Annotated in this window: 12 protein-coding genes and 1 tRNA gene; 7 read left to right on the forward strand and 6 right to left on the reverse strand. The window is 43.3% G+C overall.

The window, feature by feature from the left end; genetic code table 11:
- Positions 1-236 precede the first annotated feature (236 nt).
- Entirely contained in the window at positions 237-1,760 is a 1,524-nt protein-coding gene (locus tag ACVFI8_RS20595; protein WP_248711721.1) for a fumarate hydratase, read from the forward strand.
- Between the two features lie 30 nt (positions 1,761-1,790).
- Here ACVFI8_RS20595 and ACVFI8_RS20600 read toward each other — a convergent pair whose 3' ends face one another.
- From ACVFI8_RS20600 to ACVFI8_RS20615, 4 genes are all read right to left on the reverse strand, one after another.
- On the reverse strand, positions 1,791-2,246 hold the full coding sequence (locus ACVFI8_RS20600; RefSeq protein WP_248711720.1) for a DoxX family protein: 456 nt from the start codon (positions 2,244-2,246) through the stop codon (positions 1,791-1,793).
- Complete coding sequence (locus ACVFI8_RS20605; protein ID WP_457872529.1) at positions 2,230-3,009, reverse strand: HvfC/BufC family peptide modification chaperone; 780 nt, start codon at positions 3,007-3,009, stop codon at positions 2,230-2,232. The genes ACVFI8_RS20600 and ACVFI8_RS20605 overlap by 17 nt, the downstream gene beginning before the upstream one ends.
- Entirely contained in the window at positions 3,002-3,844 is an 843-nt protein-coding gene (gene bufB, locus ACVFI8_RS20610; protein ID WP_457872531.1) for an MNIO family bufferin maturase, read from the reverse strand. Before bufB ends, ACVFI8_RS20605 begins: the two co-directional genes overlap by 8 nt.
- Positions 3,845-3,914: 70 nt before the next feature.
- Positions 3,915-4,169 (reverse strand): BufA1 family periplasmic bufferin-type metallophore, encoded by a 255-nt coding sequence (locus ACVFI8_RS20615; RefSeq protein ID WP_248711717.1) that lies wholly within the window; start codon positions 4,167-4,169, stop codon positions 3,915-3,917.
- A gap of 731 nt (positions 4,170-4,900) precedes the next feature.
- Between ACVFI8_RS20615 and ACVFI8_RS20620 the strand changes: the two genes are divergently transcribed.
- The 3 genes from ACVFI8_RS20620 (at position 4,901) to ACVFI8_RS20630 (ending at position 8,755) form a co-directional block, all read left to right on the forward strand.
- Positions 4,901-5,509, forward strand: coding sequence for a hypothetical protein (locus ACVFI8_RS20620; protein WP_248711716.1), 609 nt, complete (start codon positions 4,901-4,903; stop codon positions 5,507-5,509).
- Positions 5,510-5,754: 245 nt separating this feature from the next.
- A complete protein-coding gene (locus tag ACVFI8_RS20625) occupies positions 5,755-6,381 on the forward strand; it encodes a TetR/AcrR family transcriptional regulator (RefSeq protein WP_248711715.1) in 627 nt (208 codons plus the stop codon).
- A gap of 49 nt (positions 6,382-6,430) precedes the next feature.
- Positions 6,431-8,755, forward strand: a complete 2,325-nt coding sequence (locus ACVFI8_RS20630) for an acyl-CoA dehydrogenase (RefSeq protein ID WP_457872534.1) — start codon at positions 6,431-6,433, stop codon at positions 8,753-8,755.
- 360 nt (positions 8,756-9,115) lie between these two features.
- On the opposite strand, the gene ACVFI8_RS20635 is transcribed toward ACVFI8_RS20630, so the two are convergent.
- Positions 9,116-9,964 carry a MurR/RpiR family transcriptional regulator gene (locus ACVFI8_RS20635; protein ID WP_248711713.1) on the reverse strand — a complete coding sequence of 283 codons (849 nt, stop codon included), beginning with the start codon at positions 9,962-9,964 and terminating at the stop codon, positions 9,116-9,118.
- A 327-nt stretch (positions 9,965-10,291) separates the two neighbouring features.
- Between ACVFI8_RS20635 and ACVFI8_RS20640 the strand changes: the two genes are divergently transcribed.
- Both ACVFI8_RS20640 and ACVFI8_RS20645 read left to right on the forward strand, forming a co-directional pair.
- Positions 10,292-11,257, forward strand: coding sequence for a glucokinase (locus tag ACVFI8_RS20640; RefSeq protein ID WP_248711712.1), 966 nt, complete (start codon positions 10,292-10,294; stop codon positions 11,255-11,257).
- Positions 11,258-11,438: 181 nt separating this feature from the next.
- Positions 11,439-11,526 (forward strand) — tRNA-Ser (locus ACVFI8_RS20645).
- 118 nt (positions 11,527-11,644) lie between these two features.
- Here ACVFI8_RS20645 and ACVFI8_RS20650 read toward each other — a convergent pair.
- Complete coding sequence (locus ACVFI8_RS20650) at positions 11,645-13,099, reverse strand: M20 family peptidase (RefSeq protein ID WP_457872536.1); 1,455 nt, start codon at positions 13,097-13,099, stop codon at positions 11,645-11,647.
- A gap of 558 nt (positions 13,100-13,657) precedes the next feature.
- Between ACVFI8_RS20650 and ACVFI8_RS20655 the strand changes: the two genes are divergently transcribed.
- Positions 13,658-14,092, forward strand: a complete 435-nt coding sequence (locus ACVFI8_RS20655; protein ID WP_457872538.1) for a DUF4174 domain-containing protein — start codon at positions 13,658-13,660, stop codon at positions 14,090-14,092.
- Positions 14,093-14,184 lie beyond the last annotated feature (92 nt).

A 14,184-nucleotide genomic window follows, 5' to 3' on the forward strand; every position in this document is an offset into this window, starting at 1 on the left:
TTTTTGCTTGGGTAGAAAAAGTTTTACTAACAATCATAAGGGCAGTATCGAGAGACTATTCACTAAAGGTTGATGTAGATAAATTGTAAAAACTTAGGTAAAGGTTATAGCGGGCTAACTGGCGCAAGGGTATCATAGCCGGTGAAGGATAACGACAATAACCCTAACAGCCTGAAAAGCAGCTTACTAAAAAGCTGTTGATATAAAAGGCAATCATAAGGAAACGTGGAGACTTTATGACCATCATCCGTAAGCAAGACTTCATTGACAGTGTCGCAGAATCACTGCAATTCATTTCTTACTACCATCCTATCGATTTTGTGCAAGCTATGGCGCAAGCCTATGAGAAAGAACAAAGCATCGCAGCAAAAGATGCTATCGCACAAATTTTGATTAACTCGCGCATGTGTGCCCAAGGGCTGCGCCCAATTTGTCAAGATACCGGTATTATTACTGCCTTTGTTAAAGTAGGCATGCAGGTACAATGGGATTCAGACTTAACCGTACAAGAAATGGTGGATGAAGGTGTTCGTCGCGCGTATACCAATGCCGATAACCCACTGCGAGCGTCAATTGTTGCCGACCCCAATGGTGCGAGAACCAACACTAAAGATAATACGCCTGCAGTGGTGCATATCGACTTAGTTGCCGGTGATAAAGTTGAGATCATGGTCGCGGCTAAAGGCGGCGGCAGTGAAAATAAATCAAAAATGGTGATGCTAAATCCGTCAGACTCTGTGGCCGAATGGGTGCTTAAAACCCTGCCTACCATGGGGGCGGGTTGGTGTCCGCCGGGTATGGTGGGGATTGGCATTGGTGGCACCGCCGAAAAAGCTGCAGTAATGGCTAAAGAATCACTGATGGATCCGGTAGATATTCAAGATTTAATGGCAAAAGGTGCAGAAAACGCCGACGAAGCACTCCGTTTAGAGTTAATGGAAGGCATTAACAAACTTGGTATTGGCGCTCAGGGTCTGGGGGGATTAACCACCGTGCTCGACGTTAAAGTTAAATCCTGCCCCACTCATGCGGCGTCTAAGCCGGTTGTTATGATCCCTAATTGTGCGGCCACACGTCATGCACATTTTCACTTAGATGGTAGCGGCCCAGCCGTACTTACTCCTCCAAAACTTGAAGATTGGCCTGAAATCACTTGGGATGTGGGCGACAACGTACGCCGTGTTGATGTAAACACCATCACCAAAGAAGAAATAGCCAGCTGGAAAATGGGCGAAACGGTGTTGCTCAACGGTAAAATATTAACCGGTCGAGACGCGGCGCATAAGCGTATTAAAGAATACTTAGAGCAAGGCAAACCTTTCCCCAACGGCGTTGATTTTAATGGTCGCTTTATTTACTACGTAGGACCGGTTGATGCAGTTCGCGACGAAGCAGTAGGCCCAGCCGGCCCAACAACGTCGACCCGCATGGACAAATTTACTGACATGATGCTTGAAGAAACAGGCCTACTAGGCATGATTGGTAAAGCAGAACGTGGTCAAGCGACGGTTGATTCAATTGCTAAGCACCAGTCGGTTTACCTGATGGCGGTAGGTGGTGCCGCTTATTTAGTGTCTAAAGCGATTAAGAAAGCCAAAGTCGTGGCTTTTGAAGATTTAGGCATGGAAGCAATCTACGAGTTTGAAGTAGAAGATATGCCGGTCACCGTAGCGGTAGATAGTGATGGTAACTCAGCTCACCAACAGGGGCCTGCAATTTGGAAGGCTAACATTGAAGTGCAAGATGCAAAGCTTAGTTAAGCCTTACACCTAACACTCTATTAAAGCGGCTTAGGCCGCTTTTTTTTGTTCCATTTTGTTGCTTAGTATGCGATCTAGCGCTAGCGGGCCTGCCCCCCAAATAAGGTTGATTAAGATCATTAAACCCCAAAGTTGGTGGTCGTAGAAACCGCCAGGCCAAAGTACCGGGTAAGAGACCACCGCAATAATATTGAAGAAAAACAACTTAAAAGCAAAAATACGGGTGAATAAGCCCAGCACCAAAAATATGGGTAAGATTAATTCAGCGGCAGTGCCTAAATAAGCGGCCAACTCCCATGGCAAAATAGGTACTTGGTACTCTTCCTCAAATAAATATAGGGTAGAGTCCCAGCTGGTGGCTTTTAAATAACCAGAGCGAAAAAACACTACCGCGACCCAAATACGGGTGAAAGTGAGTAATAGCGGGATAAGCACAGCTTGCATTACCGCAACGGCTCTTAGGTATAAATTATAAAGTGGCATCATTAGGCTCTCCTATCATTGATGCAAAACTAAAGTGGGATATTCGTCGTTGTTGAATGGCGTCGGCTAATAGCGGTTCTAGTTCAGCTAAACACTGCTGTGGTAATTGCTCTAGTGGTAATTGCTGTTGGCAATGCAATAGAAACTGGTAACACAGTGGCGATATCTGCTCTATTTGCACTTCAAAGTTTGCTTGTTTACTTAGAATTAGGTGATCGGGTTGTTCAAGGTCTATCGGTTTGACCTGATCTTGCTGAACCATCTGATAAATCGCAAATATCGGGTATTCGCTGGTCACTAAAGATTGATGCGAAGCTAGATGAAGTACCACCTTACCCAGTTGTTCCACGGCAATAGTTTGTAACTGCTCTACGCCAAAATATTGATCGCTAAGTGCTAAACCCGCCGTTTGCTCAATCTGCCAGTCTAATAGGGCAATATCCGATAAATAGGGCAGTTGTGCTAAAGCATCTTGCTGTTGTAAAAAAAGGTTAAAGCCGTGGCCAAATAGGTTTAAATCGCCTTGATCATGACCGTGCTCTAAAATGAAAGATTTGGCGCAAAAATTAAAGTACTCTTCGCCTACCAACTGTTGAACTGTAGGGTAAGTAGCCGCCAACGCTTCACTTAAACTCAGTACATAATTATTTTGATAAATTTGTATCGATTGGTCAGGGCTTAGAGCAGAACTCGCCAATCTATGGTTCAGTGCTGTGTTGCTGCGCTTGAGAGATTCGGCAAAATCGCTTTGTAATTGTTTAAGCACTGCGCACCTCCGCTGATTCAGTCGTAATAGCCTTGGCAAGGTTCACCTCATTGATTAACACCTCTAAGGCGGGAAAGTCGCTGTCCCATTCAATCAGTGTGGGAATGCTGTTACTGAAACGTGACTCAAAATGGCGATACAGTTGCCATACCTGCGGATGAACTTTTTGGTTATGGCTGTCGATAAGAACGGTTTTATTATCAAGCTGCTTTTCGGTATAACCGGCAAGGTGTATTTCTTCTACAGCGTCGACATTTAGCTGTTCAAAGTATTGATGATTATCCCAGCCTAAATTGTGGCCGCTAACATAAACATTGTTGATGTCGAGCAATAAACCGCACCCTGTAGCCGCGACTAACTGGTTAAGAAATTCAGGTTCATGGATGTGACTTTCGTGATAGGACAAATAGGCAGACGGATTCTCAATCAGTAATTGTCGACCTAGATAATCTTGTGCTTGATTTACATGTTCAATAAATAGTTGTAGGCATTCGTCCGTATAGGGAAGCGGCAATAAATCATTATAAAAACGGCCGTTCACACTGCTCCAGCTTAAATGTTCTGACACTATAAATGGATTAATGTCGTCTATAAGGGCTTTAAGTTTAGCCAAGTGCGTGTGGCTTAATGCATCGGTAGAGCCTAAAGACAAACCCACACCATGCACGCTGATAGGGCTATGTTCAGCTATTTGCTTGAGCAGGTGATAATCGTAAGAGTGGGGATTGAAATAATTCTCGGCGTGGATCTCCAGCCAATCGATATTTAAATTTTTGGTCAACAGTTGTTCTGCATAGGCTGACCGTAGGCCCAAGCCGTAGGATTTATTTATCATAAGTATTATCGTTTTACGGGGAGGAGGGGGAGGCAGTCGAACCAGGGTTAACTGGTTCGACACGGTCAAATTAGCTAGACTCTTTGCTACCGCCAGCTAGTTTGTCACATAAGCCTTTAGGTAAAACAACAAAGGCATCAGTTTGGTTGTCGGTTTTAGCTGTACCAGCGCATGAGCTAGTTTTAGTCGCACAATCATTTTTTCCGGCTTTACTCACGCCGTAACATTTCTCTTTGCCTGCTGCAACAGCAGGAGTAGCTGTTAGCGTACCTAAAGCGATTAAACCTGTAACAGCAGTAGCGATAGCAATATTTGAACGTTTCATAAGATTTCCTTTATCTATTATTGTTGCGTTTGGTTACAACTTGTTTACTTAGTTGTAGCTAAAGAAACCGTATATCTATACAAAAAATTTCAAATAAAGTGAAAAAAATGCAAAAAACTATGAAAAGTTTTATAAAAATTTGACTACGTACATTATGAAATAACCAGTATTCACAAGGCATGAGTCCTTAAATTTACTGACTCAAATTATTCGAATATAAAATTAGAATGGGTAAGCTGCACCAAAGGTGAATGCTAATTTCGGGAGTGTCTAGGCCCTTATCCTCACCACGTATTTCAACATAAGGGTCAACACCAGAGAGTGCTTTTGACTTCTTCATCAGCAGCAAAGGCACAAGAAATAACAACCGCAGGCGCACCTTAACGTAATAACGATTTTTTCATAAAAGTCTCATTTAAGTGAAACGGTTCAATTCTCATCGACACTTTAACTTTGATGAAACGCAGTTTAAGTGATTGGCCTTGTTGCTATATGTAACAGCCTATCGTTAATTAGCTAACCAAGTCGCTCTAAATATGGCTTGCCTTAATGTTGTCACCATCTTCGTTGTTTGGGAGAATTAACCATTCGCGTTATTTTTCATAAGGAGTTTCCAAAGGCGTGAAACAAAATGAAATTTATACTGTCTAGACTTCGAGTGTTACACTAGTTTTATCTTTTTGACTTTAATTAGTTAATTATTTCAATACATTAATTTGAAGGCGGGATTCATGAAAAAAGCTGTTTGCTTAGGTATGGGTGTGTTAATGCTAAGTGCGTGTGTTCCTGTACCTCAACAAAGTGAGGCTGAGCGGAGTGCCCAAAAGCATCGAGACACCGTTATAGTGAGCGCCGAACCCGGGTTCTCTTTAACTAAAGCCCAAACAGTATGTAGCCACCCACTGTTACAGGATGCTCTACGCAGCCCACAACGCTCTGACGTGCAAGCTTATGACGTGATTCATCAGGCGCTCAATGAAAAATTTACCAGCTTGGGACTGACGTATTTAGAAACCGCTGATGAGCGGTGTGATTATTGGATGGCTTTCGCTTTACCCACCAGTCAAAAACTCAGTGACGAGCAATTAATGAGTTTATTCGGGGTATCTCCGGGCTTAGCTGACGACGGAGATGAAGACTTTCAACGAGCCACCTTAATGATGAGCTTATATACCGCGCAGACCAACTACAAAATGTGGCAAGTGAGCTTACAGGCATTTGCCAAAGTTGAAACAGATGATGCTGGACGCCGTAATATTGCACTACAACCTGAAGGTGTAGAGTATGCGATGCAACGAATTTTTAGCTACCTAGACGTTAAAGATCAACCGGCGGGGTAAAACAGGCAAAAAAAAGCCCAACTACAGGGGTGTTGGGCATAAAATTTAAGTATTTAATTGCAGTGGCATAGATTAAGACCTGCCGTATTTAAAAAAGTTTCATCATTGTTCAATTTCTTTTCAAAAAAAAACCAGTGAAGTTCTCGTTTTTGGTTTTCCCGCTAAATATCCATGGCTAATTGATTGACATCTTCATGTCTTAAACGTAGATTTTAAACAGGTGTTTAATTTTTTAAGGTGTCACAGTGAGACAAGGAACTAAAAGTAAGATCCTCGATGCAGCGGAACGTTTGTTTGCTGAACGAGGGTTTGCAGATACCTCGTTGAGGTTAATTACCTCTCATGCAGAGGTGAATCTTGCTTCCGTAAATTATCATTTCGGTTCGAAAAAAGAGCTGATTCAAGCGGTTTTAATGCGCTATCTTGAGCAGTTTATGCCGTTGGTAGACAAAGCGATGCTTGATCACATCAATGGTGAGGCCGCACCGAGCTTAGACCAAGTATTCTCTTCTTTCATTGATCCTCTTCTAGAAATGAATCACGTAAAGAAACATGGCACCGCAATGTTCTTACTGTTATTGGGAAGAGGGTACACAGACAGCCAAGGTCACTTAAGAAAATTTATTACTCACCATTTCGGTGAGGTATTGAGCCGCTTCCAAGATGCGGTGAGGCTGGCATACCCAGAGTTATCTGATAGTGACATTTTCTGGCGTTTGCACTTCACCTTAGGCACCGTTGTATTCACCATGGCGTCAAGTACCGCGCTAAAAGAAATTGCTAGTGCTGACTTCAATGAAGAACTAAATACCGAAGGTTTGATCCGTAAAGTTATCCCCTATTTGGCAGCCGGTGTCGGCGCGCCAACTTAACTATAAATTAAAATAATAAATATAAAGTACGTGAAATAAGGAAGAAACCATGACTATTGTATTAATGCTAGTGACCGCTTTGGTGGTGCTAATGTGTATACCCGATACGCGTAAAAAGCTGGTCACTCGACCTGCTTTTAAAATGTTCAAAAAAATCTTGCCGCCGTTGTCTCAAACAGAGAAAGAAGCGATGGAAGCGGGGTCGGTATGGTGGGACGGCGAGCTATTTGCTGGCAAACCAGATTGGAACAAACTGCATAGCTACCCCAAAGCGACCTTAAGCGAAGATGAACAAGCCTTCATGGATGTTCAGGTTGCGACCTTATTGGACATGCTAGATGATTTTGACATTGTACAAAATCAGCGTGATTTGCCTAAACATGTTTGGGATTACTTAAAAGCAGAAGGTTTTTTTGCGCTGATTATTCCTAAAAGTTATGGGGGCCGCGAGTTTTCGGCGATTGCTAACTCAACCATCGTAAGTACCATTGCTACACGCAGTTTGTCTGCGGCGGTAACGGTAATGGTTCCTAACTCTTTAGGCCCTGGCGAGTTGTTGCTTCATTATGGTACTCAAGAGCAAAAAGACCATTGGCTACCGGGTTTAGCCGACGGTACGCATGTGCCTTGTTTTGCACTCACCGGTCCTGAAGCGGGTTCAGATGCGGGGGCCATCCCTGATAAAGGCATTATCTGCAAAGGCGACTTTAATGGTGAAGAGGTGCTTGGTATTCGTTTAAACTGGAACAAGCGCTATATAACTTTAGCACCAGTAGCCACGGTATTAGGGCTAGCATTTAAGCTGTATGATCCAGAGCATCTAATCGGTGAACAAGAAGAGTTAGGCATCACTTGCGCCTTAATTCCTACCGACCATCCCGGAGTGCGCACTGGCGACCGCCATTTCCCACTCGGTTTGGCCTTTATGAATGGCCCTACTTTTGGTGAAGATGTATTTATTCCCTTAGATTGGATCATTGGTGGTGTTGACTACGCGGGTAAAGGATGGCGCATGTTGGTGGAGTGCTTGTCTGCTGGCCGCGGTATTTCATTGCCGGCACTGGGCACTGCAGTGGGCCACATGAGCTCGCGCACCACTAGTGCTTACGCCTACGTGCGCAAACAATTTGGTTTATCAATTGGTCGTTTTGAAGGGGTAGAGGAAGCGCTGGCTCGGATTGGCGGCATGACCTATCAACTAGAGGCGGCGCGCCGACTAACTGCAGGTGCGCTTGATTTAGACCAAAGCCCAGCGATTGTTACTGCTATTGCCAAGTACCATATGACCGAAATGGCCCGTACAGTGTTAGACGACGCTATGGATATTCATTCTGGGCGCGCTATTCAACTGGGTGCAATGAATTACCTTGGCCATGCTTACAACGGTATTCCGGTGGCTATTACCGTAGAAGGCGCCAATATCTTAACCCGTAACCTAATGATCTTTGGTCAAGGTGCGACCCGTTGTCACCCTTACGTGTTAAAAGAGTTACAAGCTGCAGCAAATCCTGATGAAGAAGCAGGTTTGGCTGAATTTGATAACTTACTCCTGAAACACATCGCCTTTGGTGCGGGTAACTTTGTAGGCAGTTTATTCCAAGGTTTAACCGGCGCGGCATTTAACTCAAGCCCTGTATCGGGTGACACAGCCGTTTACTACCGACAGTTAACGCGAATGAGCCGCGGCTTAGCCTTATGTGCTGATATGTCAATGTTGATACTAGGTGGCGATCTTAAACGTAAAGAGCGGATCTCTGCCCGTTTAGGTGACGTACTTAGCCACTTGTACTTAGCGTCAGCTACCTTGAAGCACTATGAAGATCAAGGTCGCCCAGCTGAAGATTTACCTTTTGTGAAGTGGGCTATTGAACGTAACCTGCATGAGATAGGCATAGCCTTTGAAGGTTTCTTCCAAAACTTCTCAAATCGGGTACTTGCTCGCGTGTTAAAAACCGTGGTATTCCCTTATGGTAATCGCTTTAAATTAGCAGACGACCAAGTGGGTCATCAAATTTGTGAAACCATGATGACACCAGGCTCAGCGCGTGAGCGTTTAAGCAAGCTATGTGTTACCACGGGTAGCGAAGGCGATGCTGTAGCGATCATTGAGCAGGCATTTTTAGCGATGTACCAAGTGCGTCCACTAGAGCGTAAGATTGCCAAAGCCCAAAAAGCGGGGCAACTACCGCGCAAAGTGGCCTTATCTGAGATCGTTGAATCTGCCTTAGCTCAAGACATCTTAAGCCAAGCAGAAGCAAGCGAGTTACTAGCTGCAGATAAGCTACGTTACGAGGCTATTCAAGTGGATCACTTTGAACCGGGTGTATTAGAAGGCAAAAATGCACCGATTGACTCAGAGGCAAACGTGGCTTAAGCGCTGCGTTAATTAACTCATTATAAGGGATGCTAAGCATCCCTTTTTATTGCCTGTAGAATATTAGCCTAGCGTTTTAAACCCATCGGACACAAGCCACTATAGTGTGGTTTCATGGACTAGCTCACTAAGAGGATGCTAATAGCAACACTCTCAGCCCGTTTATATCTATGCGAATCTTAGATGTTTAAGGGAAGGGTATAATAGCTGGCGGCTTAAAATTGATACTGAAGTGTGAGCGTAAACGCAGAGCGCTATGCAGTATTCCCTTACAGACTTGTATTATAGATAGTGTGTAAGTCATAAAAAAGCCAGCAACGTGGCTGGCTTTAAAATAAGCGTTACATGGTTTACAAAAGCTTAGAGTAACTTATCGGTTCGAGAGTCTTTTAAGCTTTGTTTAACCTTGCGCAGGTTTTCTCTAAATTTCTCGCCGCGGCGCAGGGTAAAGCCAGTTGCTAACACATCAATTAGTGCCATTTGGGCAATTCGTGATGCCATTGGCATATATACGTCAGTATCTTCGGGCACGTCCATCGACAGCACTAAATTACACTCTTTGGCTAAGGGCGAGTCTTTGCTGGTGATACCAATAACAGTAGAATCGTTTTGCTGAGCTAATACCGCAATGTCGATCATCGCTTTGGTGCGACCGGTATGAGAAATCAAAATAATCACATCTTCTTCGGTGGCAACAATACAGCTCATACGCATCATAACGACATCGTCAAAGTAACTGACCGGTACATTGAAGCGGAAAAATTTGTTTAAGGCGTCTTGCGCAACAGAAGCCGAAGCCCCCAAACCAAAGAATGAAATTTTCTTTGCTTGAGTGAGCAAATCTACAGCGCGGTTAACCGCATTTGGGTCTAAACTATTTTTCGCAGCTTCTAAACTGGCCATTGACGATTCAAAAATTTTAGAGGTATAGGCTTCAGGGCCGTCCTCTTCATCAACGTGACGGTTTACGTAAGGTGTGCCGTTAGCTAAGCTTTGCGCTAAATGCAGTTTAAAGTCTGGAAAACCTTTGGTGTCTAAGCGTCTACAAAAACGGTTTACTGTAGGTTCGCTTACGTCTGCCAATTTGGCCAATGCAGCAATACTAGAATGAATCGCCGTTTGAGGGGAGGCGATAATCACTTCAGCAACCTTTCTTTCTGACTTGCTGAAATTTTCTAAGTTTTTGGTTATTTTCTCAAGCGTATTCATAATATCCGTTATTTTAGAGCATTTGTTATATTGATGTTGTCAAATGTAATATATTTTCAACAGAAATTAATGTCATACAATTACATAGACTCAAGGCTAAAACAAGCTGAATTGTGACCAAGCATAGAACAGTAAAGGATTTTTTAGTTTGAGCCAGATCTAAAATATTTGAAAATGATTATGAGAGAGGTAATTTACTAACGAAATTCTAGAACAAAAGCGGTAAAATTTGACTACTTAGATATACTAGAGCCATCTTAATAACAGTTTGTTAGGATGGGTAATGATTTTTTTCTTTTTTTTGAACTTGGTATTAAGGAATACAAAATGGCCGGTTTTGGTTTAATCGCTGATGTAGGTGGTACAAATATTCGTTTGGCGTTAGTAGAGTTAAAGACTGGTGAAATAGGCCGATTACACAAATACTTGTGTGCTGACTACCCAAGTATCGCAGACGTTATTGCTCTTTACTTGAAAGAGCAGCAAGAAACGGTTACCCAAGCTTGTATAGCGATTGCCTGCCCAACCGATAAAGATTGGATAGCAATGACCAACCATAGCTGGGCTTTTTCGAAGCAAGCCGTGCAAGAGCAACTTGGCTTTGACAACCTGTATGTGATTAACGATTACACTGGTATTGCTATGTCTATCCCAACCCTTACAGACGAGCAAAAGATTCAAATTGGTGGCGAAGAGGCAAAAAGCGGCGCACCTATTGCGGTATACGGCCCTGGTACTGGCTTAGGGGTAGCGCACTTAATTCATCACGATAGTGAATACGTTTGTATTCCTGGAGAAGGTGGGCATGTAGAGTTTGCCGCAAATGATGAAAAAGAAGCTCACGTATTAAGCTTTTTACAAAAACGGTATGGCCATGTTTCGGCAGAACGTTTGTTATCTGGCCCTGGCTTGGTAAACATTTACCAAGGCTTAATGGATTTTCACGGTAAAGTGGGCGAAGACTATCAGCCTTCCGATGTTACGTCTCGCGGCGTAGACGGCAGCTGCCCTGTGTGTGTAGAAGCTATGGAAGTATTCTGTAGAGCGCTGGGGTCGTTTGGCGGTAATCTAGCGCTAAATATGTCTACCTTTGGTGGGGTTTACATCGCCGGTGGCATTATTACGCGTTTCATGGAGTTCTTTAATAACAGTGAATTTCGTGCTCGCTTTGAAGCAAAAGGCCGTTTTGTTGATTTTGTTGCTAAGGTGCCAGTATTCATTATTACTGAAGAGCAACCAGGCCTACAAGGCGCTGCCGCTTACCTACGCCAGAGCAACGGTTACCGTATCTAAGACAAGGATATGTTTTAGTTAACCAACAAAAAAGAAGCTGCGGCTTCTTTTTTGTTTTGCACTTCATTAATTTGATTAAGAACTCGGCAACCGCATGGTTTTAAGTAAAAAATGGTTGACCCAAACCAAGCCAATCCGTAATCTAGCGCCTCATTATTGCTATGCGCAGTAATTCTAAAAAGGTGACGTGTCCGAGTGGCTGAAGGAGCACGCCTGGAAAGTGTGTAAAGGGCAACCTTTCGAGAGTTCGAATCTCTCCGTCACCGCCATCTTCAAGAAAAAAGACGTCTCAGGACGTCTTTTTTTGTTTGCAGGCAAGAGCTAGACACACAGTTGTGAGAAAAGGCTCATTCGAGCCCTTTGTTTAGTTTTAATGGTTGTTGGCCATTACATATCTTGCATGTTATCAAGTAAGTTGCGGAAGAACCGAATTGAATTGGCGTATTCTTTAATTAGAACTCTTTCATTAATTCCATGCCAGCGAGCGGCATCGGCGGCTGATTCAACACGCACAGCGGTAAAACGATAAACATTTTTCACCATGTCTGTGGCGGCAAACCATTTAGCGTCAGCACCACCGATCACCAAGTAAGGTACTACTGCAAGATCATCTTGGTCATTCCAAGTTTGATGGATGGTTTTTTCAATTAATTTGTATTCTGCGCCTGTTCCCGCTACTGGAGAGGGATTAATCGATGCTGAATTATCGGTAATGGTGACGCGTTCATCATTGATTACATTGGTAACGTATTCAGTAACCGATTCTATGCTGTCGCCTTGAAGAATACGAAAGTTCACTAAGGCACTGGCACTGGGTGCCATTACGTTTTCTTTTACACCACCGTTTATGACGGTGACGGCAGTTGTGGTATGAATCATTGCCCTAGTAATAGGATTAGAATATAGATAGTTTAATAATGACTTGTCATCTTTTATTTGCTCACGCTGCTGTTCTGTCATGTGAGGCGCCATCGCTTTGAATTGCTCACGCACCGAGTCTGTTAAAGAAACCGGAAACGGATTAGATTCCAGCTTTGTAATTGCGTTGGCTAATATACCGATATTTGATTCTTCTGGAGGCATTGCTGAGTGACCACCAGGGCCTTCAACTTTAAGCTCTAACGTTAAGTAACCTTTTTCAGCTATACCAAGTAGAGCCGCAGGTTTATCAAATCCAGGGAAAATGCCGGCGGTTACAGGTAAGCCCTCATCAACTACCAGTGCAATATTACTTACCCCACGTTCTTGGAGAACTTCTACAATGTGTTTGGTTCCTTCTGGGCCGCCTACTTCTTCATCTTGGCCAAAAGATAAATAGATGGTGCGTTCAGGTTGAAAACCAGCGGCAAGTTGTATTTCAATCGCTTCCATAATCGCGTGGATCATGATTTTGTCGTCTAATGAGCCGCGACCCCATATATATTTATCATCGATATGCCCCGAGTATGCATCATACGCCCAATCTTTTTCAGTGCCTGGTACGACCGGTACCACATCTTGATGTCCCATTAATACGATGGGCGCTAGATCTTTATTGCTGCCTTCCCAGGTGTAAAGCAAGCTATATTTTCGCTCTTTACCTAATACTTCTTTGGTAAGATTTTTATGCAGTAGGGGGTAGGTCTTTTCTAAATAAGCGTGATAGCCGTCAAACGCGTCAGTATCAAAATCAGAGCGGTCTTGGTTAGATATCGTTGGAAACTGAATGCCCGCTGACAATCTTTTTGCAGCTTCAATCGCAACAATACTGTTGTCTGTTTCTAGCGCCATGATCGATGGCGCCAACATAGAGGTACTAAGCAAAGCGATTTTACACAAACTAGATACTTTTTTTGGAAGCATAATTTATTCCTATCTCTGATTGGCAGCAAGCCCATTTCTTTAAACTGAAGCTCGCTAAAAAGGTGATGCCGTTTAATAGGGTCTAGAATAGAGTTTGTTTTAGATTCTATGTAATACCTTTTGAAGGACCAAATCCATCAAAGTGCCTATGGCCTTTACCTTATAGATGGTCGAGCATGAGATAGACATTGTGAGCCTCGTGAGATTAGCTATGACTGGGTCAATGCGAGAAAAAATGAAGTGCTTACTTGTCTATATTCGTCATTAATATTGCACCTTAGCGAGTTAACATGTGTTGCTATAGTTGCAACAGGCATTAGTGGAATCTAGTCATGTTAATCAATTTTTGAGTAAGGCTTTTTATCAAATGGCTTGGCCTGTGTAAGGCCACGCCTTAGCCAATACTGCCGGCGGAAAAACTCGCTAGCATCAAACTAAGGTCAGTAGCCGTGTATTTGTTCTGTATTTACGATACTAAGAGGCCAAGTACAGGCACAGGCATTGATCTAACCCTATACTTATAACGTTTACATTTACTAAAGAGTAAAGGGGACGAAAATGAGATTATTAGTGATGATTTTGTTGTCTATCTTGCCAATGTGGCTACATGCGTTTCCTACTAGTGGTGAATATCGCAGTCATCGGAGTATCTTGTTTTTTGCCCCGCAAGTTGATCAACATGTTGAGCAGTTTATGGCGGATGAGTTACGCCATCGTTGCCAAATTGACGAACGTGAAGTCGTTATTTTGGTTGTGGCCGGTGAGCAGTCAATTAACCCATCGCGCGCATTAAGCCGTCAAGGGATCAGATACCTTCGTGAAAAATATCAAATAGAAGATAGGCGGCACGTTGCAGTTTTAGTGGGCAAAGACGGTTACGAGAAGCATCGCTGGGGAGCCTTCACCAATTGGCAGGAAGTTTTTACTATCATAGACAACATGCCGATGCGCCAACAGGAAATAGCTCAAGCTAGTAGCGCTTGTTTTACCTAGCGTCAAATGACTGTAGTTGCGTTTGCTGAAATGACATCTCTTTTTTTTTATTCAGTTTATCAAGTTAACAATTACTTGCTAGTCTTTAACTA

This window comes from Agarivorans sp. MS3-6 (assembly GCF_054112545.1).

Bases quoted from the DNA above. Each gene is read 5' to 3' on its own strand.
- ACVFI8_RS20635 (WP_248711713.1), bottom strand. From the start codon at position 9,964: ATGAATACGCTTGAGAAAATAACCAAAAACTTAGAAAATTTCAGCAAG.
- ACVFI8_RS20650 (WP_457872536.1), bottom strand. From the start codon at position 13,099: ATGCTTCCAAAAAAAGTATCTAGTTTGTGTAAAATCGCTTTGCTTAGT.
- ACVFI8_RS20620 (WP_248711716.1), top strand. From the start codon at position 4,901: ATGAAAAAAGCTGTTTGCTTAGGTATGGGTGTGTTAATGCTAAGTGCG.
- ACVFI8_RS20655 (WP_457872538.1), top strand. From the start codon at position 13,658: ATGAGATTATTAGTGATGATTTTGTTGTCTATCTTGCCAATGTGGCTA.
- ACVFI8_RS20640 (WP_248711712.1), top strand. From the start codon at position 10,292: ATGGCCGGTTTTGGTTTAATCGCTGATGTAGGTGGTACAAATATTCGT.
- ACVFI8_RS20615 (WP_248711717.1), bottom strand. From the start codon at position 4,169: ATGAAACGTTCAAATATTGCTATCGCTACTGCTGTTACAGGTTTAATC.
- ACVFI8_RS20600 (WP_248711720.1), bottom strand. From the start codon at position 2,246: ATGATGCCACTTTATAATTTATACCTAAGAGCCGTTGCGGTAATGCAA.
- bufB (WP_457872531.1), bottom strand. From the start codon at position 3,844: ATGATAAATAAATCCTACGGCTTGGGCCTACGGTCAGCCTATGCAGAA.
- ACVFI8_RS20595 (WP_248711721.1), top strand. From the start codon at position 237: ATGACCATCATCCGTAAGCAAGACTTCATTGACAGTGTCGCAGAATCA.
- ACVFI8_RS20630 (WP_457872534.1), top strand. From the start codon at position 6,431: ATGACTATTGTATTAATGCTAGTGACCGCTTTGGTGGTGCTAATGTGT.